Below are 19,503 nucleotides of genomic sequence, written 5' to 3' on the forward strand. Positions count from 1 at the left end.
CGCATGAACGGACTTTTCCCAGTCATGGTCGGCGGCGCGATCGGCGCCGGGGCGCGGCATCTGGTCGGCCAGGTCATGCTCGCGCGGCTCGGCCCCGGCTTTCCCTGGTGGACGCTGTCGATCAACATCGCCGGCAGCCTGCTGATGGGCCTGCTTATCGGCTGGCTCGCGCGCAGCGGCGGCAGCGACACGACGCGGCTATTCCTCGGCGTCGGCATCCTCGGCGGTTTCACGACCTTTTCGTCGTTCAGCCTCGAATTCTGGGTCCTGTTCGAGCGCGGGCAAACGATGCAGGCTCTGGCCTATGTCCTCGCCTCGGTGCTAATCGGCATCGCGGCGTGCGGCGCCGGGATTCTGACGATGCGGCAATTGTCCGCATGAGTATCGACAGCGCCATCATCGCCGAGGAAGACGACGGCATCCGCCTCGACCGCTGGTTCAAGCGCCACCGGCCGGGAACGCCGCACGCGCTGCTCGCGCGCTGGGCGCGGTCGGGCCAGTTGACGCTGGACGGCCGGAAGGCCGACGTGTCGGACCGCATCGAAACGGGGCAAAAGCTCGTCATGCCGACGCCGCCGGTCGAGACCGCCGCGCGTCCCGCGCGCAAGGGCCGACCATTGACCGACGCCGATGTCGAACTCGCCGAATCAATGGTGATCCACCGCGATACGAGCGCGCTGGTGCTGAACAAGCTGCCCGGCCTCGCCACGCAGGGCGGCACCAAGACCGAACAACATGTCGACGGTCTGCTCGACGCGCTGAAATATGACGGGCCGGTCCGGCCGAAACTGGTTCACCGGCTCGACAAGGATACGTCGGGCGCGCTGCTGATCGCGCGCACGCCGCGCGCCGCCGCCTGGTTCGCCAAGAGCTTTTCGAATCGCAGCGCGCGCAAGACCTATTGGGCGATCGTCGTCGGTGTCCCCGACATCGCGCAGGGCGAGATCGACCTGCCGCTCGCCAAGCAGCCGGGTTCGGGCGGCGAGAAGATGCACGTCGACGACAAGGGCCTGCCGTCGAAGACGCGCTACCGGATCGTCGAGCGCGCCGGGAACAGCGCCGCCTGGGTCGAGTTGCAGCCGCTGACCGGCCGCACCCATCAGCTTCGCGTCCATATGGCGGCGATCGGCCATCCGATCGTCGGCGACGGCAAATATGGCGGCAAGGGCGCCTTCCTGACCGGGGCGATCAGCCGCAAGCTGCACCTGCACAGCCGCCGCCTGCGCATCGACCATCCCGACGGCGGCGCGATCGATATCACGGCCCCGGTTCCCGAGCATTTCGCCGCGAGCCTCGACGCGCTGGGCTTCGACCCGCTGCTCGGCGAGGTCGGACTCGACGATGCCCCCAAGGGACCGCCGCCGAAAGCCGCGGCGAAGGCCGCCGCCAAGGCGCACAGCAAGCAAATCCGCAAGGCACGGCGCGGCGAACGGCGCGGTCGCACCGCCGCGAGCAAGCCGACCGATCATGTCGGCAAGCCCAAGCCAAAAGCGAAGACCGGAACCGGCAAGCCCGCCGCCAAGCGTCCGGCGAAGCGCCCACCCCCCAAGGGGCTGCGCCCGCCTAAGGCGCGTTGATGCATCCCAATCCCCAATATCGTCCGCGACAGGAAGACCTGCCCGCACTGTTCGTGCGCGAGATCGCCTTCGCCGGGATTTTCGCGGGCACGCCCGACGGCCCGCGCGTCGCGCACGCGCCGGTGGTGCTGAGCGAGGATGCGGCGACGCTGCAATTCCATCTGTCGCGCGGCAACGGGCTGACGAAGCATCTGGACGGGATGACCGCGCTGGCGGTGGTGCAGGGGCCCGACGCCTATGTCAGCGCGGGCTGGTATGCCGCCGCCGATCAGGTTCCGACGTGGAATTATATCGCGATCGAGATGGAAGGTCCGGTTCGCAAGCTCGACGATGCCGAACTGATCGCGCAGCTCGACACGCTTTCGGCTGAGCACGAGGCGCGGATCGGCATCGATCCGCCGTGGACGCGGGCCAAGATGAACCCCGCGCGCTTCAGCCAGATGACGGGCGCGATCACCGGCTTCGAGCTGCGGATCACCGCGTGGCGCTCGACGCTCAAGCTGTCGCAGGACAAGGCGCCGGGCGAACGCGAAAGCGTCGCCGCGGGGATCGAGGCGAGCGGGCACGGCGCGCTCGCGCATCTGATGCGCCAGCTTGGCGAGGAAGGGAAAAGCGCATGAACCAGCCGGGCGACGCCCTTGCCAGAAAGCGCTTCTTCGCGCTGTCCGCGATGCGCCTGATGGGGGCGCTCTTCATCATCGCCGGCTTCCTGCTGATCCGCGGCGTCTGGGCGGTCGCGGGGCAGCCCGCCGACCGCTGGATCGGGGTCGCGGTCGTGCTGGCGGGCGTGTTCGACTTCGCGGTGATGCCGCGCATCCTCGCGCGCCGCTGGCGGTCGCCGAAAGAATTATGAAACGCTTCTGGAAACAGGCCGAAGTCATCGCCGAAGCGGGCAGCTGGGGCATTGCACTCGACGGGCGTCCGGTGCGTACGCCCGAGCGGGCACCGCTGGCGGTTCCGACCAGGGCGCTGGCCGAAGCGATCGCCGCCGAATGGGACGCGCAGGGCGAGGATATCGACCCCGCGTCGATGCCGCTGACCGGCCTCGCCAACGCCGCGATCGACCTCGCCAGCCCCGATCCCGCCGCCTTCGCCGAGCCGATCGCCGCCTATGCGGAAAGCGACCTCTTCTGCTACCGCGACGACCGCGACGCGGCGTTGCAGGCCGAGCAAGCGGCGGCGTGGAACCCGCTGCTCGCCTGGGCCGAAGCGCGTCACGGCGTCGAGTTCGCGCTCGCGCAGGGCGTACTGCCGGTCGACCAGCCGCCCGCGACCATCGCGGCGCTCCGCGCGGCGCTCCTGGCGCACGATCCCTTTCGCCTTACGGCGCTGACGCCGCTGGTGACGATCGGCGGATCGCTCGTCGCCGGACTCGCGCTCGCCGAGGATGCCTTCACCGCCGAGGCGCTATGGGACGCCGTCAGCCTCGACGAACTCTATCAGGAACGCCGCTGGGGCGCCGACAGCGAAGCGCAGAAAGCGCGCGCGCGGCGCGAGGCCGACTGGCACCATGCGGCGCGGTTTCTGAGCCTGCTGGGCGATTAGTCCGCGAAGTTCGGCTTTCTTTTCTCCATATGCGCCATCACCGCCTCCATCTGGTTGGGGGTGCGGATGACCTTGACCTGTTCGTCGCTTTCGGCCTGCAGGATTTCGGCGTCGTTCGCGTCGGCGAGCATGTTGCACAGCCGTTTCGCGCCACGGATCGCGTGCGGATTCTTGTTCGCGATCACCCGCGCAAGCTCCAGCGCCTTCGCGAGCGGATCGTCGGAGACGTGCGTCGCGAAGCCGAGCAGTTTCGCTTCCGAACCCGAAAATTCGCGGTTGGTATAGATCATCTCGCGCAGCACATCGTCGGCGACCTGCGTCCGCCACAGCGCCATGCCCGCGACGTCGGGGACGAGGCCCCAGCGCATCTCCATGATCGCGAGGCGCGTGTCGGGGTGGACGAAGCGGATGTCGGCGGCGGCCATGATCTGGCTTCCCGCGCCGAAGGCGACGCCGTGCACCGCCGCGATCACCGGCACCGGCAATTCGCGCCAGCCCCAGGCGGCATATTGGGCATTGTTCGACAGGCCCCTCGTGCGGTCGGCGAGCGTTCCGCCCGCGCTGCTCGCGCCCGGATCGCGCTCGGCGCTGAGGCTGGAGAGGTCGAGCCCCGCGCAAAAGGCACGGCCTTCGCCCGACAGGACGACGACGCGCAGGCCCGGTTTGACCTTGAGTTCGTCGATCGCCTCCGCAAGCGCAGACCACATTGCGGTGTCGAGCGCATTCATCTTGTCGGCGCGGATCAGCCGGACGTCGGCGATGCCGTCCTCCAGCATGGTGATCGAAATGCGGTCCTTCATTCTGCTGTCCTTTTGAGCGCGGCCTCGACGAGCGGGAACTGGTCGTTGCCGAAATACATGTCGGTGTCCTCGACGAAGATCGTCGGCGAGCCATAGCCGCCGCGCGCGATCACCTCTTCGGTATTGGCGCGCAGCCGCGCCTTCACCGCGTCGCTGGTCGATGCGGCGCGGATCGCGGCGCCGTCGAGCCCCACGCCCTTCGCGACCGCTTCGAGCACGTCCGGATCGTCGAGATTTTCCTGCCGGTCGAAATAGCTGGCGAACGCCGCCCCGGCAAAGCGGACGAGCGCGTCCTGATCCTCCTCGAGCGCGCAGCAGAAGCGCATCGCGTGGATGCTCTTCGCCGGGTGCCACCTCGACGGAAAGTTCATCGGCACCCCGGCAAGCCGCGCCCAGTCCTTGAGCACCTTCCAGCTATGCTCCATCCGGCGGTTGTCGGCCTGCTCGCGCGCGGCATAGACGGCGGGATTGACCGCGTTGAACACCCCGCCGACGAGGATCGGGCGCCAGGTCGCGGCCGCCCCGGTGCGTTCGAGCACGCCGGGCAGATTGTGGAAGGCCAGACAAGTCCACGGACTCGACAGATCGAAGAAGAATTCGACGCGCGCGGTCATGCCCCCGCCTTCGTCTTCTCCCAATATTGGTCGCGCAGCAGCCTTTTGTAGAGCTTGCCGGTGTCGTGGCGCGGCAGCGCCTCCATGAAATCGATCCGCCGCGGGATCTTCACCCCCGACAATTTCTCGCGTGCATAGGCCATGAGTTCGTCGCGGAAGGCGTCGGTCGCATCGGCCATGTCGGCGGGCTGGACGACCGCGATCACCTCTTCGCCCATCTCCTCGTGCGGGCCGCCGACGATCGCGACGTCGGCCACCTTGGGGTGGGTGACGAGATGATTCTCGATCTCCTGCGGATAGATATTCACCCCGCCCGAGATGATCATGAAGCTCTTGCGGTCGGTGAGATAGAGGAAGCCGTCCGCGTCGAGCTTGCCGACGTCGCCGAGCGTCGACCAGCCCTTCGCATTGCGGCTGGAAGCCGTTTTCTCCGGGTCGTCGTGATATTCGAAGACGCTGTCGCTTTCAAAGAAGACCGCGCCTTCCTCGCCCACGGGCACTTCGGTTTCATTATCCTCGCCGACGATATGGACGACGCCGTTGATCGCGCGACCGACGGTGCCCTTGTGCGCGAGCCAGTCCTGACTGCTCGCGAAGGTCATCCCATTGCCTTCGGATCCCGCATAATATTCGAGCAGCACCGGGCCCCACCAGTCGATCATCGCCTGTTTGACCGGCACCGGGCACGGCGCTGCGGCGTGGATCGCGCTTTTCATCGAGGTCACGTCATATTGGGCGCGAATCGCGTCGGGCAATTTCAGCATCCGCACGAAATGCGTCGGCACGAACTGCGCCGAATTGCAGCGATAATGCTGGATCGCCGCAAGCGCGCCCTCGGGATCGAATTTCTTCATCAGGACGACGGTGCCGCCGAGCCGCTGGATCGTCATCGACCAGCGCAGCGGCGCGGCGTGATAGAGCGGCGCGGGCGACAGATAGACGCTGTCGGCATTGATCCCGAACGCCGCCGAGGCGAGCATGACGAGGCTGTTCGCCGCGTCGATCGCCTGTTCCTCAGGCAACGGAACCTTGACGCCCTTCGGCCGGCCCGTCGTCCCCGACGAATAGAGCATGTCGACCCCGGCGCGCTCGTCGGCGATGCGCTCCGCGGGCATCCTCGCCAGCTCGTCCTCGATCTTCGGCCAGCCCGCTATGTCGCCGCCCATCGCATAGCGCTCGATCTTCGTCGTGAGCTGCTGCGCCGCGGCCGCGAGACTCGCTGAGACGACGAGCATCTTCGCGCCCGAATTGTCGAGAATATAGTCGGTCTCGTCCTGCGTCAGCCGCGACGAGATGCAGACATAGCGCAACCCCGCACGCTGCGCGCCCCACGTCAGCCCGTAATAATGCGGCGTATTGTCGAGCATGAAGGCGACGACATCCTCATGCCCGAGCCCATGCGCACGAAACATCTGCGCGGCGCGATTCGAGGCGGCATCGAGTTCGGCATAGCTGATCGCCTCGCCGGTTTCGGCGACGATGACCGCGGGCTTGTCGGGATGGGTGGCGGCGTGAACTGAGGGGTGCATCGGGCGATCTCTCCAAGGGCTCGTTGGTATGTTATGTCCAAGACCCGTAGCAAACTGAAACTTTCGGTCAAGCGAGCGGGACCGGCGTCGGCATGTGCGGTCAAGAAGCGTCAAATCACACCGCAAGATCGGGGGAGTTACCGCTCCCCTATTTCGACCGGTTGCGGCCGATTGCGGGCGCCCGGCCTCTCCTAACTTTGTCATCCCCGCGAAAGCGGGGACCCAGAGCGTGCGTCGGCTAACCCCACACTGGGTTCCCGCTTTCGCGGGAATGACGAAAATGGGGAATGTCTGCTCCCCACCCCAAAGCCGACATCGGCTTCAAATAGGCCTTTCCTACATTATCCGGCTGTGTCAGCCTTCACCCGGCTCCTTCATTTGACTGAACGCGCCCAGCGCGCCGCGACGTCGACACCAGGGATGCAATAGGCTGAACTTTCCTGAACTTTGGAACAAAATGGCGCGGCCGAAGCCGAAAATCCAAACGCCCCGTTAACCATAGCGCAATCCTGTCATCGTAATTTCACATCCGCCTCCGCTTTTCCCTTGCGGCGGGGCGGCGGCATCGCCACTTTGTGTGTAGCGGGCGGGCCTCTCCCCGGCTTGTCCCCAAGGAGATAAGCCCATGCCGTCCTTTTCGGAGAGCCTCGAAAAGACCCTGCACAATGCGCTGAAGGCCGCGTCAGAGCGGCATCACGAATATGCGACGCTCGAGCATCTGCTCTATGCGCTGATCGACGACGAGCACGCCGCCGAAGTGATGCGCGCGTGCGGCGTCGCGCTGAGCGACCTGCAATCGGCGGTCGTTCACTATCTCGACACCGAACTCGACAGTTTGAAGGTCGAGGGGCACAGCGACCCCTCCCCCACCAGCGGCTTCCAGCGCGTCGTCCAGCGCGCGATCCTGCATGTCCAGTCGTCGGGCAAGGACGAGGTGACAGGCGCCAACGTCCTCGTCGCGCTGTTTTCGGAGCGCGAGAGCTACGCCGTCTATTTCCTCCAGCAGCAGGATCTGACGCGGCTCGACGCGGTCTCCTACCTCAGCCACGGCGTCGGCAAGGGCGGCAAGCCCTCGCCGCAGGCCGAGCCCGAGGAAAAGGAAGAGGCGAAGGAGAAGGAGAGCGGCAAGTCCAAGAAGGAAACCGCGCTCGACCAGTTCACCGTCAACCTCAACGAAAAGGCGAAGGGTGGCAAGGTCGACCCGCTGATCGGCCGCAGCGCCGAGGTCGACCGGACGATCCAGATCCTCTGCCGCCGCAGCAAGAACAACCCGCTCTATGTCGGCGATCCCGGCGTCGGCAAGACCGCGATCGCCGAGGGCCTCGCGCGCAAGATCGTCGAGGGCGACGTTCCCGAGGTGCTGCTGCCCGCGGTCATCTATTCGCTCGACATGGGCGCGCTGCTCGCGGGCACCCGCTATCGCGGCGATTTCGAGGAGCGGCTGAAACAGGTCGTGACCGAGCTCGAAGGGCTGCCGCACGCGATCCTGTTCATCGACGAGATCCACACGGTGATCGGCGCCGGCGCCACCAGCGGCGGCGCGATGGACGCATCGAACCTGCTCAAGCCCGCGCTGTCGGGCGGCGTCATCCGTTGCATCGGCTCAACGACCTACAAGGAGTTCCGCAATCATTTCGAGAAGGACCGCGCGCTGCTTCGCCGGTTCCAGAAGATCGACGTGATCGAGCCGAGCATCGAGGATACGAAAAAGATCCTCGCGGGCCTGCGCGAAGCCTTCGAGAGCCACCACAATGTCAAATATACCGCCGACGCGATCAACGCGGCGGTCGAGCTGTCGTCGCGCTACATCAACGACCGCAAGCTGCCCGACAAGGCGATCGACGTGATCGACGAGGTCGGCGCGATGCAGATGCTGGTGCCGCCGTCGAAGCGCCGCAAGACGATCACCGCCAAGGAGATCGAGGCGGTGATCGCGACGATGGCGCGCATCCCGCCCAAATCGGTGTCGAGCGACGACAAGAAGGTGCTCGAAACGCTCGAAACCGACCTGAAGCGCGTCGTCTTCGGGCAGAACACCGCGATCGAGGTGTTGTCGTCGGCAATCAAGCTCAGCCGCGCGGGCCTGCGCGATCCCGAGAAGCCGATCGGCAACTATCTGTTCAGCGGTCCGACCGGCGTCGGCAAGACCGAGGTCGCCAAGCAGCTCGCGTCGATCATGGGCATTCCGCTCCAGCGCTTCGACATGAGCGAATATATGGAGCGTCATTCGGTGAGCCGCCTGATCGGCGCGCCGCCGGGCTATGTCGGATACGATCAGGGCGGGCTGCTGACCGATGCGATCGATCAGAATCCGCATTGCGTGCTGCTGCTCGACGAGATCGAAAAGGCGCATCCCGACCTGTTCAACATCCTGCTGCAGGTGATGGACAACGGCCGGCTGACCGACCACCACGGCAAGACGGTCGATTTCCGCAACGTCATTTTGATCATGACGACCAACGCGGGCGCGAGCGACATGACGCGCGAGTCGATCGGCTTCGGCACCGTGACCCGCGAGGATGTGCAGGAAGAGGCGGTGAAGCGCATGTTCACCCCCGAATTCCGCAACCGCCTCGATGCGATCGTCCCCTTCGGCTATCTGCCGCCCGAAGTCGTGGCGCGCGTCGTCGACAAGTTCATCCTGCAGCTCGAACTGCAGCTTGCCGACCGCAACGTCCACATCCAGCTCGACGACGCGGCGCGCGAATGGCTGACCGGCAAGGGCTATGACAAGCTCTATGGCGCGCGTCCGATGGGCCGCCTGATCCAGGAGAAGATCAAGCAGCCGCTCGCCGAGGAACTCCTCTTCGGCAAGCTCGTCCACGGCGGCGAGGTCAAGGTGAAGATGAAGACCGGCGAGGACGCCCATGTCGGCAACCCGCTGACCTTCGAGATCGTCCCCGCACCGCCCAAGGCAGGCAAGAGCAAGGCGAAGGGCAAGGCCGAGAAGGCGGCGGAGTGAGGAATCCACCCCTCCCGTTAACGGGAGGGGTAGCGAGATTTGGGAGCTTGCTCCCTAGTCGCAGCGGGGAGGGTTTGGCGACGCTACAGCCCCTCCCCAAACCCCTCCCGCAAGCGGGAGGGACTTACTCCCCTCGCTTTTTCGTCTCTCCGCGCCTATATGCAACCCATGTACAACTACATCTCCGTAACCGCCGACGAAGCGGCCACTCCTGCCCGCGTCCGCGACGGCACGATCAAGCTGCACGATGCGGCCGGCTTTGCCGGAATGCGGCGGGCTGGACAGCTTGCGGCCGAAATTCTCGACGCACTCGTCCCCTTCGTCCAGCCCGGCGTGACCACGGCACAGATCGACGATCTCGTCCGCGAAATGACGCTCAAGGGCGGCGGCATTCCCGCGACGCTCGGCTATCGCGGCTATACGCATAGCTGCTGCACCAGCATCAACCATGTCGTGTGCCATGGCATCCCCGACGACAAGCCGCTGCGCGAAGGCGACATTATCAACGTCGATGTCACCCCGATGGTCGACGGCTGGCACGGCGATTCGAGCCGCATGTATCTGCTCGGCGACGTCGGCGTGAAGGCGCGGCGGCTGGTCGACGTGACCTATGAATGCCTGATGCTCGGCATCGAGCAGGCGAAGCCCGGCAACACGATGGGCGACGTCGCGCACGCGATCCAGAGCCATGCCGAACGCCACCGCTATTCGGTCGTCCGCGATTTCTGCGGCCACGGCGTCGGGCAAATGTTCCACGACGCGCCCGAGGTCGTCCACGCCGGGCGCCCCGGCACCGGCCCGGAACTTCGCCCCGGCATGTTCTTCACCATCGAGCCGATGATCAACACCGGCAAATATGCGGTCAAGATGCTCGCCGACGGCTGGACCGCGGTAACCCGCGACCGTTCGCTTTCGGCGCAGTTCGAGCATAGCATCGGGATCACCGAGGACGGCTGCGAAATCTTCACCGCGAGTCCGAAGGGTCTGAACGCGCCGCCCTGGCAGTAACACCAGCCTCCATTTTCCTGCTTGCACCCGCGCCCCTTCGGGCGCAGACTTGACGTTAACGTCAAGCATAGGCGTGGGAGAGGGATATGGCGAAGACGGTCTTTTCGGCGGCGCTTCTGGGTTGCGCGGCTTTGGCACTGGCGGCGTGCAACGCATCGAAGAACGACAGCATTTCGGGCGGAGGCACGCTCGACGATGCCGAGAAGGCGAGCGAGGCGCTGCTCAAGACCGGCGACAACGGCGATAATTGGGCCGGCATCGGCTACAGCTACGACGAACAGCGCTTCAGCCCGCTGACCGACATCAACGACAAAAATGTGGGCGAGCTCGGCATCGCCTGGTTCGCCGACCTCGACGACGCGCGCGGGCAGGAAGCGACCCCCGTGGTCGTCGACGGCACCCTTTACGTCAGCCACGCCTGGTCAAAGGTCGACGCCTGGGATGCCGCGACCGGCAAGAAGCTCTGGAGCTTCGACCCCAAGGTTCCCGGCGACCGCGCGGTTTCGGCCTGCTGCGACGTCGTCAATCGCGGCGTTGCGGTGTGGGGCGACAAATTGTTCGTCGGCACGCTCGACGGCCGCCTGATCGCGCTCGACCGCAAGACCGGCAAGGAATTGTGGTCGACGCAGACGTTCGACACCTCGAAGCCTTACACGATCACCGGCGCGCCGCGCGTCGTGAAGGACATGGTGCTGATCGGCAACGGCGGCGCCGAGTTCGGAGTGCGCGGATACGTCACCGCTTACGACGCCGACACCGGCAAGGAGCGCTGGCGCTTCTACACCGCACCCAACCCGACCAAGGCAAAGGATGGCGCCGCCTCGGACGACATCTTCGCGAGCAAAGGCAACGCCACCTGGTCCGACAAGGGCGAATGGAAGGTGTCGGGCGGCGGCGGCACCGTGTGGGACGCGATCGTCTATGACAAGGATCTCGACCAGATCTACCTCGGCGTCGGCAACGGCAACCCGTGGAACCATGGCGAGCGCTCGAACGGCGAAGGCGACAACTGGTTCCTCTCGTCGGTCGTCGCGCTCGACGCGAACACCGGCAAGTATAAGTGGCATTACCAGGAGACGCCCGGCGAGAGCTGGGATTATACCGCGACCCAGCCGATCATCCTTGCCGAGCAGCAGGTGGACGGCAAGCCGACCAAAGTGCTCTACCACGCGCCGAAGAACGGCTTCTTCTTCACCATCGACCGCACGAGCGGCAAGCTGATCGACGCCAAGCCCTATGTCGATGGGATCAACTGGGCGACCGGCTACGACATGACGACCGGCCGCCCGATCGAGAACCCCGAGGCGCGCTTCTACAAGACCGGCAAGCCCTTCATCGCCATCCCCGGCGCGCTCGGCGCACACAACTGGCACCCGATGAGCTACAACCCGGCGACCGGGCTCGTCTATATCCCGGCGCAGCAGATTCCGCAGGGCTATCTCCAGGACATGGACGAGCTCGACAAGCGCAAGGTGCTGGGGTTCAACGTCGGCACCTCGCTCAACAAGACGATGCTCCCCGACGACGCCAAGGCGTTTCGCGCCGCGGTTGCCGCGACGACCGGGCGCCTCGTCGCCTTCGACCCGCGCACCGGCAAGGTCGCATGGGGCGTCGACTATCCCGCGGCGTGGAACGGCGGCACGATGACGACGGCCGGCAATCTCGTTTTCCAGGGCACGAGCACGGGGCGCTTCCGCGCCTATGCAGCCGATAGCGGCAAGCAGCTTCTCGACCTCGACATGCAGTCGGGGATCGTCAGCGCGCCCTCGACCTTCCGTGTCGGCGGGGTGCAATATATCGCCTTCCAGACCGGCAAGGGCGGCGCCTTCCCGCTCGTCGCGGGGGTCGCGGGGGGCGCGACGCGCAAGCTGCCCAACCTGCCGCGCCTCGTCGTGCTCAAGCTCGGCGGCACGGTGAAGCTGCCCGCGCCGCCCGCGACGACGACGCTCGCGTGGAACCCGCCGCCGCAGTTCGGCACCCCCGAACAGGTCGCCTCGGGCAAGGCGCACTTCGGGCGCTATTGCCAGGTCTGTCACGGCGACAGCGCGATCGGCAACGGCTTCACCCCCGACCTCCGCGTCTCGGGCACGCTCACCAACGCCGATGCGTGGAAGTCGGTGATCCTCGACGGCGCGCTCAAGGATCGCGGCATGGTGAGCTTCGCCCGCGTCCTCACCCCCGCCGACGCCGAGGCGATCCGCGCCTATGTCATCGACCGTTCGAACTGGACCAAGATCAATCTACCCGACGCATCGGCGCCGGTCGGGCGGTAGGCCGAAATCCCACCTTCTCCGCAAGCGATGCGAACTGCGGAGAGGGTGGGATAGATATTTTTCACGCAAAGGCGCAAAGGCGCGAAGAAGGCTGCGCCTTTGCACCGACCTTGCTTGCCGGTCGCGCGAAGCCTTTCAAGATCGCCTGCGGCGACAAACGAACAGCGAGATTCATGCGCGACCTTCTTCGCGCCTTTGCGCCTTTGCGTGAAACAAAATAAAGCAGCCCCATCATCCTTGCCCAAATTTTAGGCAGAAAAATCCCACTGCTGCCTACCCCTTGGGCAATGCCGCAATCCTCCACCGCCAATCTCCGCGAAAGCCCGCGATTCGGCAATTGGCACGGGTCTTGATTGGTGCAAGATGGCGGGACACCGCACCGACTCGACCGGCCAAACCGGACCAGGCGCGCCTGATCCGGCTTTGACTGCGAGCGGCGGCGGCCAGTCCAAAGGGGATCAGACGCGTGAAGAAGATTGAGGCGATCATCAAACCGTTCAAGCTCGACGAAGTGAAGGAAGCGCTGCACGAGGTCGGCGTCAGCGGGATCACCGTGACCGAGGCGAAGGGCTTCGGCCGCCAGAAGGGCCATACCGAGCTCTATCGCGGCGCCGAATATGTCGTCGACTTCCTGCCCAAGGTGAAGCTGGAGGTGATCGTCGAGGATTCGCTGGCCGAGCGCGTCGTCGAGGCGATCGCCGCCGCCGCGCAGACCGGCCGCATCGGCGACGGCAAGATTTTCGTGATCCCGGTCGAAACCGCCCTCCGCATCCGCACCGGCGAACGCAACGAGGACGCTCTTTAGGGCATCCGCGCTCCACCCGTTCAACCAGACCCCGGCGCGAGCCGGTCATCATCGCAAGAAGGAAGCATAGACGATGGCTACGAAGCCCAAGGATATCATCGCGCGGATCAAGGAAAACGACATCGAGTGGGTCGACCTGCGCTTCACCGACCCCAAGGGCAAGTGGCAGCACCTGACCATGTGCGCCGGCGTGATCGACGAGGATGCGCTCGAGGACGGGCTGATGTTCGACGGCTCGTCGATCGAGGGCTGGAAGGCGATCAACGAGAGCGACATGATCCTGATGCCCGACCTCGACGCCGTTTATGACGATCCCTTTTCGGCGACCCCGATGCTAGTGATCTTCTGCGACATCGTCGAGCCCTCGACCGGCGAAGGCTATGCCCGCGACCCGCGCACGACCGCGAAGCGCGCCGAAGCTTATGTCGCCTCGACCGGCATCGGCGACACCGTCTATGTCGGCCCCGAGGCCGAATTCTTCATGTTCGACGACGTCCGGTTCGAAACCGGCTATAACAAGTCGGGTTTCGAGATCGACGACATCGAACTGCCGACCAACACCGGTCGCAGCTATGAGGGCGGCAACCTCGCTCATCGCCCGCGCGCCAAGGGCGGCTATTTCCCCGTCGCGCCGGTCGACAGCGCGGTCGACATCCGCGCCGAGATGGTCTCGACGATGCTCGAACTCGGCCTGCCGTGCGACAAGCATCACCATGAAGTCGCCGCCGCGCAGCACGAACTCGGCCTGACCTTCGGCACGCTGACCCAGACCGCCGACCGGATGCAGATCTATAAATATGTCGTGCACCAGGTCGCGCATGCTTATGGCAAGACCGCAACCTTCATGCCGAAGCCGATCAAGGACGATAACGGCAGCGGGATGCACACTCACATTTCGATCTGGGAAAAGGGCAAGCCGCTGTTCGCGGGCAACGGCTATGCGGGCCTTTCGGACATGTGCCTCTATTTCATCGGCGGCGTCGTCAAGCACGCCAAGGCGCTCAACGCCTTCACCAACCCGACGACGAACAGCTACAAGCGACTCCTCCCCGGCTTCGAGGCACCGGTGCTGCTCGCTTACTCGTCGCGCAACCGCTCGGCCTCGTGCCGCATCCCTTACGGCGCAGGCGCCAAGGCGAAGCGCGTCGAATTCCGCTTCCCCGACGCGATGGCGAACCCCTATCTCTGCTATTCGGCGCTGCTGATGGCGGGGCTCGACGGCATTCAGAACAAGATTCATCCCGGTGACGCGATGGACAAGAATCTCTACGACCTGCCGCCCGAGGAACTGGCCGAAGTGCCGACCGTCTGTGCGTCCCTGCGCGAAGCGCTCGACAGCCTGCTCGCCGACCATGACTTCCTGCTCAAGGGCGACGTCTTCTCGAAGGACCAGATCGAAGCCTATGTCGAGCTGAAGTGGGACGAGGTCTATCGCTTCGAACAGACGCCGAGCCCGGTCGAGTTCGATATGTATTACAGCGCCTGATCTGCAGCGATCAACGCGCGGGGCGTCCGGTTCGGGGGAACCGGGCGCCCCATTTCTTTTGGGCGGACCGCTTTTTCGCACCGACCGATGCTTGCCCGCGAAGCGCGGACGGGGCACAAAGCGTGCGTCGCTCCCGCAAAGGCGGGGGTGATGATCGGAACCTTTTGCGCCGGAGACCCCATGAAATCGCTGCCCCTTGCCGCCCTGATCGCTCTCCAGCTCGCGCTCGCACCGGCGGCGCAGGCCAAGCTCAGCCCGGCCGAGGCGAAGATGGCGAAGACGGTCGAGGCCGAGCAGGGCCGCAGTCTCGCGCTGCTCGAAAGGCTGGTGAACCAGAACAGCGGATCGCAGAATCTGGAAGGTGTCGAAAAGGTCGGGCAGATGATGCGCGCCGAACTCGAACCGCTGGGATTCCAGGTCGAGTGGAAACCGATGCGCGATACCGGGCGCGCGGGTCATCTGATCGCGACGCACGCCGGCAAGCCGGACGGCAAGCGCCTGCTGCTGATCGGCCATCTCGACACGGTGTTCGAGCCCGACTCGCCTTTCCAGACATTCGTCCGCAAGGGCGATATGGGCGAAGGCCCCGGCGCGGGCGACGACAAGGGCGGAATGGTCGTCGTCGTCGCGGCGCTCCGCGCGATGCAGGCGGCGGGGACGTTGAAGGACGCCAATATCGAATTCCACATGACCGGCGACGAAGAAGATTCGGGCACCCCGATCGAGAAAGCGCGCGCCGACCTGATCGCCGCGGGCAAGCGCAGCGATGTCGCGCTCGATTTCGAGGGGCTGGTGCGCGATGCGGGCGCCGACATGGGATCGGTCGCGCGGCGCTCGTCGGATAGCTGGACGGTGACCGCGACCGGCAAGGCGAGCCACAGCTCGGGCATCTTCAGCGCCGAGGCGGGCGAAGGCGCCATCTATGAACTCACCCGCATCATCCACCGCTTCCGCACCGAGCTGCCCGAACCCAATCTGACCTTCAACGTCGGGCTGATCGCGGGCGGCCAGCAGGCCGAGCTCGACGCGGGCGGCATCCGCGCCACCGCCAACGGCAAGACCAACATCATCCCCGCGATCGCGATCGCGCGCGGCGACCTGCGCGCGCTATCCCCCGAGCAGATCGACCGGGTGAAGGCGAAGATGGCGGCGATCGTCGCCGATCACGCCCCCGGCACCGGCGCGACGATCGGCTTCGACCCCGGCGGCTATCCGCCGATGGCGCCGACCGAGGGCAACAAGGCGCTGCTGGTGAAGCTCAACGGCGTGAACCGCGACCTGGGTCTCGACGAAATGGCGGCGCTCGACCCGCTGAAACGCGGCGCGGGCGACATCAGCTTCGTCGCCGCCGACGTCGACGGGCTCGCGGGCCTCGGCCCCTATTCGACCGGCGATCATGCGCCGGGCGAAGCGGTCGACATCCCCAGCATCGCGCGCCAGGCGACCCGCGCCGCCATATTGATGTCACGGCTGAGTGCTGAAAAGCGCTAAGCCGTCATTCCGGCGGAGGCCGGGATCTTACCCTCGCGTCCCGGTGCACCGGCGAGATCCCGGCCTCCGCCGGGATGACGAAAATGGGGGTGATGCTTGATTCATTCGCTGCCGTCATTAGGTAGCAATGCGAGACGTAATTTCACGCCGATGGGAGACTTATGATGAGCGACACCGAAACCCACCTGAAACAGCATTACATCGGCGGCAAATGGGTCGACAGCCAGGGCGGCAAGCTCCACGACGTCATCAACCCCGCGACCGAGGAAGCGGCTTCGACCGTCGTGCTCGGCAGCGCGGCCGATGTCGATGCCGCGGTCGCGGCGGCGAAGGAAGCCTTCAAGACCTTCTCGCAGACGACGCGCGAGGAACGCCTCGCGCTGCTGAACCGCATCGTCGAGGAATATAAGAAGCGCGGGCCCGATCTCGCCAAATCGATGGCGAGCGAAATGGGCGCGCCGGTGAGCTTTGCGGGCACCGCGCAGGTCGGCGCCGGCATCGGCGGCTTCCTCGGCACGATCGCGGCGCTCAAGGATTTCGAATTCGCCGAAAAGCATGGCGCGAACACGATCGTCTATGAGCCGATCGGCGTCGTCGGCATGATCACGCCGTGGAACTGGCCGCTCAACCAGATCGCGCTGAAGGTCGCCCCCGCGCTCGCCGGGGGCAACACGATGATCCTCAAACCGTCCGAGGAATGCCCCGGCAATGCGGTGATCTTCGCCGAAATCCTCGACGCCGCGGGCGTGCCGCCGGGCGTGTTCAACCTCGTCCAGGGCGATGGCCCCACCGTCGGCAACGCGATCTCGTCGCACCCCGGCATCGAAATGGTGAGCTTCACCGGCTCGACCCGCGCCGGCATCCTGGTCGCCAAGGCGGCCGCCGATACGGTCAAGCGCGTCCATCAGGAGCTGGGCGGCAAGTCGCCGAACATCGTCTTGCCCGACGCCGACCTCGAGACCGTGCTGCCGCCGACGGTGCAGGGCGTGCTCGTCAACACCGGCCAGAGCTGCATCGCGCCGACGCGCATCCTGGTCCACAAGGACCGCAAGGCCGAAGCGGTCGGCGTCATCAAGGCGATGTTCGACGGCACCCAGGTCGGCGACCCGCAGGCCGAGGGCGGCCATATCGGCCCCGTCGTCAACAAGGCGCAGTATGACAAGATCCAGGGCCTGATCCAGTCGGCGATCGACGAAGGCGCGACGCTGGAAACCGGCGGCACCGGCCTGCCCTCGAACGTCAATCGCGGCTATTTCATCAAGCCGACTGTCTTTTCGGGCGTCACCCCCGACATGCGGATCGCCAAGGAAGAAGTGTTCGGCCCCGTCGCGACGATCATGGAATATGCCGACCTCGACGAAGCGGTCGATATCGCCAACGACACCGAATACGGCCTGTCGGCGGTCGTCTCCGGCGACCCCGCCAAGGCGGCCGAAGTCGCGCCGAAGCTGCGCGCGGGCATGGTCGCGGTCAACGCCTGGGGCCCGGCACCGGGCGCGGCGTTCGGCGGCTACAAGGCGTCGGGCAACGGCCGCGAAGGCGGGCTGTTCGGGCTGAAGGATTTCATGGAAGTGAAGTCGATCAGCGGCATTCCGGCGTAAGAAACTCCCCTCCCGCTCGCGGGCGGGGCTGGGGGAGGGCCTGTAGCGTCGCGTCGCTACCCTCCCCGCTGCGACTAGGGCGCAAAGCGCCCAAGTCTCGCTGCCCCTCCCGTAAACGGGAGGGGTTTTGCTATGGGCCGATAGCGATTATGCGCACCCCATGACCACGCGCTCCCCCCTCGCCCCTGCCGCCTTCCCCGCCCTCCCCGATATCGCCGGCGTGACCCGCCGCGTCGCGCGCGCGCGGTACAAGAATTGGGACCGCTGCGACCTCACCTATGTCGAGCTGGCCCCCGGCACGACGGTGGCGGGTGTCTTTACCCGCAACATCTGCTGCTCATCGGAAGTCGAACTCGGCCGCGAGCAGATCAAGAGCGGCGTCGGCCGCGCGCTGATCGTCAATGCGGGCAACAGCAACGCCTTCACCGGCTATCGCGGGCGCGAGGCGGTCGAGCAGATCAGGACGCAGGTCGCGGACCATCTCGGCTGCGACGCGAACGAGGTGTTCGTCAGTTCGACCGGCGTCATCGGCGTGCCCCTGCCCAAGGACAAGGCGCGCGCAGGCGTGGAAGCGGCGCTGACCGCCGCACCCTGCTCATGGGAGATGGCCGCCGAAACCATCTGCACCACCGACACCTTCCCCAAAGGCGCCGCGGCAAGCGCGGTCGTCGGCGACCGCACCGTGCAGGTCGCGGGGATCGTCAAGGGATCGGGGATGATCGCCCCCGACATGGCGACGATGCTCGGCTATATCTTCACCGACGCCGCGGTCGCCCCCGCGCTGCTGCAGGAGATGCTCAGCGAAGCGACCGGCGGCACGTTCAACAGCATCACCGTCGACAGCGACACCTCGACCAGCGACACCGTGCTGCTGTTCGCGACCGGGCAGGCGGGAGGTGCAACGCTCGCCAGCCGCGACGATCCGGGCGCCGACGCGCTCTATGCGGCGATCCACGCGGTCGCGCTCGACCTCGCGCAGCAGGTGGTGCGCGACGGCGAGGGCGCGTCGAAATTCATCGAGGTGCAAGTGACCGGCGCGGTCAGCGACGCCAGCGCGAAGCGCGTCGCGCTGTCGATCGCCAATTCGCCGCTGGTCAAGACCGCGATCGCGGGCGAGGACGCGAACTGGGGTCGCGTCGTGATGGCGGTGGGCAAGGCGGGCGAGCCCGCCGACCGCGACCGTCTCGCGATCCGCTTTGGCGCTCACTGGGTGGCGAAGGACGGGGTGCCGGTCGACGGCTATGACGAGGCGCCGGTCGCGGCGCACCTCAAGGGGCTGGACATCCGCGTCGGCGCCGACCTCGGCCTCGGCGAAGGCCGCGCGACCGTGTGGACGTGCGACCTGACCCACGGTTACATCAGCATCAACGCCGATTACCGGAGCTGATCAACCGCTACCCGTCATCCCGGCGAAGGCCGGGATCTCGCCCGGTGCGTCATCTCGCAATGTCGAGACCCCGGCCTTCGCCGGAGTGACGAGATTGGTGGGTCAAAGAGCCCCTTCGAGCCACCCCTTGAGCGCGCTCTTCGGTGCCGCGCCGACCTTGGTGTCGGCGACCGCGCCGTTCTTGAACAGGATCATCGTCGGGATGCCGCGCACGCCATATTTGCTCGGCGCGTCGGGATGGTCGTCGATGTTGAGCTTGGCGATCACCACCTTGCCCGCGAGTTCGTCCGAGATTTCCTCGAGCGAAGGGCCAATCATCTTGCACGGGCCGCACCATTCGGCCCAGAAATCGACGAGCACCGGCGTGTCGCTGTCGAGCACGTCGGCCTGGAAGCTGGCATCGGTGATGGCTTTGGTGGTCATGG

At 65.9% G+C, this 19,503-nt stretch carries 18 protein-coding genes; 13 read left to right on the forward strand and 5 right to left on the reverse strand.

Annotation, left to right across the window (positions count from 1 at the left end; all coding sequences use genetic code 11):
- The first annotated feature begins 3 nt into the window (after positions 1-3).
- From crcB to VHO04_RS00715, 5 genes are read left to right on the forward strand one after another with little or no spacing between them, the layout of a single operon-like run.
- Positions 4-381 carry a fluoride efflux transporter CrcB gene (gene crcB, locus VHO04_RS00695; protein WP_329626560.1) on the forward strand — a complete coding sequence of 126 codons (378 nt, stop codon included), beginning with the start codon at positions 4-6 and terminating at the stop codon, positions 379-381.
- Entirely contained in the window at positions 378-1,577 is a 1,200-nt protein-coding gene (locus VHO04_RS00700) for an RluA family pseudouridine synthase (RefSeq protein ID WP_329626561.1), read from the forward strand. Before crcB ends, VHO04_RS00700 begins: the two co-directional genes overlap by 4 nt.
- The gene (locus VHO04_RS00705) at positions 1,577-2,197 is read left to right on the forward strand and encodes an FMN-binding negative transcriptional regulator (RefSeq protein ID WP_329626562.1); all 621 of its coding nucleotides are present in this window, start codon (positions 1,577-1,579) and stop codon (positions 2,195-2,197) included. Before VHO04_RS00700 ends, VHO04_RS00705 begins: the two co-directional genes overlap by 1 nt.
- Positions 2,194-2,430 carry a hypothetical protein gene (locus tag VHO04_RS00710; RefSeq protein WP_297665626.1) on the forward strand — a complete coding sequence of 79 codons (237 nt, stop codon included), beginning with the start codon at positions 2,194-2,196 and terminating at the stop codon, positions 2,428-2,430. Before VHO04_RS00705 ends, VHO04_RS00710 begins: the two co-directional genes overlap by 4 nt.
- Positions 2,427-3,122, forward strand: coding sequence for an ATP12 family chaperone protein (locus VHO04_RS00715; protein ID WP_329626563.1), 696 nt, complete (start codon positions 2,427-2,429; stop codon positions 3,120-3,122). Before VHO04_RS00710 ends, VHO04_RS00715 begins: the two co-directional genes overlap by 4 nt.
- Here the strand turns inward: VHO04_RS00715 and VHO04_RS00720 are convergent.
- Genes VHO04_RS00720 through VHO04_RS00730 form a run of 3 tightly spaced genes read right to left on the reverse strand, consistent with a single transcriptional unit; the run spans position 3,119 to position 6,065 of the window.
- Positions 3,119-3,922, reverse strand: a complete 804-nt coding sequence (locus VHO04_RS00720; RefSeq protein WP_329626564.1) for a crotonase/enoyl-CoA hydratase family protein — start codon at positions 3,920-3,922, stop codon at positions 3,119-3,121. The genes VHO04_RS00715 and VHO04_RS00720 overlap by 4 nt on opposite strands.
- Positions 3,919-4,536 (reverse strand): 2-hydroxychromene-2-carboxylate isomerase, encoded by a 618-nt coding sequence (locus VHO04_RS00725; RefSeq protein WP_329626565.1) that lies wholly within the window; start codon positions 4,534-4,536, stop codon positions 3,919-3,921. The genes VHO04_RS00720 and VHO04_RS00725 overlap by 4 nt, the downstream gene beginning before the upstream one ends.
- Positions 4,533-6,065, reverse strand: a complete 1,533-nt coding sequence (locus VHO04_RS00730; RefSeq protein WP_329626566.1) for an acyl-CoA synthetase — start codon at positions 6,063-6,065, stop codon at positions 4,533-4,535. The genes VHO04_RS00725 and VHO04_RS00730 overlap by 4 nt, the downstream gene beginning before the upstream one ends.
- A 625-nt stretch (positions 6,066-6,690) precedes the next feature.
- Between VHO04_RS00730 and clpA the strand changes: the two genes are divergently transcribed.
- The 3 genes from clpA to VHO04_RS00745 all read left to right on the forward strand — a co-directional run bounded on the left by clpA (position 6,691) and on the right by VHO04_RS00745 (position 12,308).
- The gene (gene clpA, locus VHO04_RS00735) at positions 6,691-9,027 is read left to right on the forward strand and encodes an ATP-dependent Clp protease ATP-binding subunit ClpA (protein ID WP_329626567.1); all 2,337 of its coding nucleotides are present in this window, start codon (positions 6,691-6,693) and stop codon (positions 9,025-9,027) included.
- A gap of 168 nt (positions 9,028-9,195) precedes the next feature.
- A complete protein-coding gene (map, locus tag VHO04_RS00740; RefSeq protein ID WP_329626568.1) occupies positions 9,196-10,035 on the forward strand; it encodes a type I methionyl aminopeptidase in 840 nt (279 codons plus the stop codon).
- Between the two features lie 86 nt (positions 10,036-10,121).
- Complete coding sequence (locus VHO04_RS00745; RefSeq protein WP_329626569.1) at positions 10,122-12,308, forward strand: PQQ-dependent dehydrogenase, methanol/ethanol family; 2,187 nt, start codon at positions 10,122-10,124, stop codon at positions 12,306-12,308.
- Positions 12,309-12,369: 61 nt separating this feature from the next.
- On the opposite strand, the gene VHO04_RS00750 is transcribed toward VHO04_RS00745, so the two are convergent.
- Positions 12,370-12,618: a hypothetical protein gene (locus VHO04_RS00750; protein ID WP_329626570.1), complete on the reverse strand. Its 249-nt coding sequence runs from the start codon at positions 12,616-12,618 to the stop codon at positions 12,370-12,372.
- Between the two features lie 156 nt (positions 12,619-12,774).
- Here VHO04_RS00750 and VHO04_RS00755 point away from each other — a divergent pair, with 156 nt between their 5' ends.
- The 5 genes from VHO04_RS00755 (at position 12,775) to argJ (ending at position 19,078) form a co-directional block, all read left to right on the forward strand.
- Positions 12,775-13,113, forward strand: a complete 339-nt coding sequence (locus tag VHO04_RS00755) for a P-II family nitrogen regulator (RefSeq protein ID WP_237836378.1) — start codon at positions 12,775-12,777, stop codon at positions 13,111-13,113.
- Between the two features lie 73 nt (positions 13,114-13,186).
- Positions 13,187-14,599 carry a type I glutamate--ammonia ligase gene (glnA, locus tag VHO04_RS00760; RefSeq protein ID WP_329626571.1) on the forward strand — a complete coding sequence of 471 codons (1,413 nt, stop codon included), beginning with the start codon at positions 13,187-13,189 and terminating at the stop codon, positions 14,597-14,599.
- Positions 14,600-14,779: 180 nt separating this feature from the next.
- Complete coding sequence (locus tag VHO04_RS00765) at positions 14,780-16,090, forward strand: M20/M25/M40 family metallo-hydrolase (protein ID WP_329626572.1); 1,311 nt, start codon at positions 14,780-14,782, stop codon at positions 16,088-16,090.
- A 161-nt stretch (positions 16,091-16,251) separates the two neighbouring features.
- Positions 16,252-17,691, forward strand: coding sequence for an aldehyde dehydrogenase family protein (locus tag VHO04_RS00770; protein WP_329626573.1), 1,440 nt, complete (start codon positions 16,252-16,254; stop codon positions 17,689-17,691).
- Between the two features lie 160 nt (positions 17,692-17,851).
- Positions 17,852-19,078, forward strand: coding sequence for a bifunctional glutamate N-acetyltransferase/amino-acid acetyltransferase ArgJ (argJ, locus tag VHO04_RS00775; RefSeq protein WP_329626574.1), 1,227 nt, complete (start codon positions 17,852-17,854; stop codon positions 19,076-19,078).
- A 102-nt stretch (positions 19,079-19,180) separates the two neighbouring features.
- Here argJ and trxA read toward each other — a convergent pair whose 3' ends face one another.
- Positions 19,181-19,501 carry a thioredoxin TrxA gene (gene trxA, locus VHO04_RS00780; protein ID WP_297664020.1) on the reverse strand — a complete coding sequence of 107 codons (321 nt, stop codon included), beginning with the start codon at positions 19,499-19,501 and terminating at the stop codon, positions 19,181-19,183.
- Between the last annotated feature and the right edge of the window lie 2 nt (positions 19,502-19,503).

It is taken from the genome of Sphingopyxis sp., assembly GCF_036261875.1.
In the GTDB taxonomy this organism is placed as follows: Bacteria; Pseudomonadota; Alphaproteobacteria; order Sphingomonadales; family Sphingomonadaceae; genus Sphingopyxis.

Coding starts and splice junctions, on each gene's coding strand:
- crcB (WP_329626560.1), top strand. CDS start 4: ATGAACGGACTTTTCCCAGTCATGGTCGGCGGCGCGATCGGCGCCGGG.
- VHO04_RS00700 (WP_329626561.1), top strand. CDS start 378: ATGAGTATCGACAGCGCCATCATCGCCGAGGAAGACGACGGCATCCGC.
- VHO04_RS00705 (WP_329626562.1), top strand. CDS start 1,577: ATGCATCCCAATCCCCAATATCGTCCGCGACAGGAAGACCTGCCCGCA.
- VHO04_RS00710 (WP_297665626.1), top strand. CDS start 2,194: ATGAACCAGCCGGGCGACGCCCTTGCCAGAAAGCGCTTCTTCGCGCTG.
- VHO04_RS00715 (WP_329626563.1), top strand. CDS start 2,427: ATGAAACGCTTCTGGAAACAGGCCGAAGTCATCGCCGAAGCGGGCAGC.
- VHO04_RS00720 (WP_329626564.1), bottom strand. CDS start 3,922: ATGAAGGACCGCATTTCGATCACCATGCTGGAGGACGGCATCGCCGAC.
- VHO04_RS00725 (WP_329626565.1), bottom strand. CDS start 4,536: ATGACCGCGCGCGTCGAATTCTTCTTCGATCTGTCGAGTCCGTGGACT.
- VHO04_RS00730 (WP_329626566.1), bottom strand. CDS start 6,065: ATGCACCCCTCAGTTCACGCCGCCACCCATCCCGACAAGCCCGCGGTC.
- clpA (WP_329626567.1), top strand. CDS start 6,691: ATGCCGTCCTTTTCGGAGAGCCTCGAAAAGACCCTGCACAATGCGCTG.
- map (WP_329626568.1), top strand. CDS start 9,196: ATGTACAACTACATCTCCGTAACCGCCGACGAAGCGGCCACTCCTGCC.
- VHO04_RS00745 (WP_329626569.1), top strand. CDS start 10,122: ATGGCGAAGACGGTCTTTTCGGCGGCGCTTCTGGGTTGCGCGGCTTTG.
- glnA (WP_329626571.1), top strand. CDS start 13,187: ATGGCTACGAAGCCCAAGGATATCATCGCGCGGATCAAGGAAAACGAC.
- VHO04_RS00765 (WP_329626572.1), top strand. CDS start 14,780: ATGAAATCGCTGCCCCTTGCCGCCCTGATCGCTCTCCAGCTCGCGCTC.
- VHO04_RS00770 (WP_329626573.1), top strand. CDS start 16,252: ATGATGAGCGACACCGAAACCCACCTGAAACAGCATTACATCGGCGGC.
- argJ (WP_329626574.1), top strand. CDS start 17,852: ATGACCACGCGCTCCCCCCTCGCCCCTGCCGCCTTCCCCGCCCTCCCC.
- trxA (WP_297664020.1), bottom strand. CDS start 19,501: ATGACCACCAAAGCCATCACCGATGCCAGCTTCCAGGCCGACGTGCTC.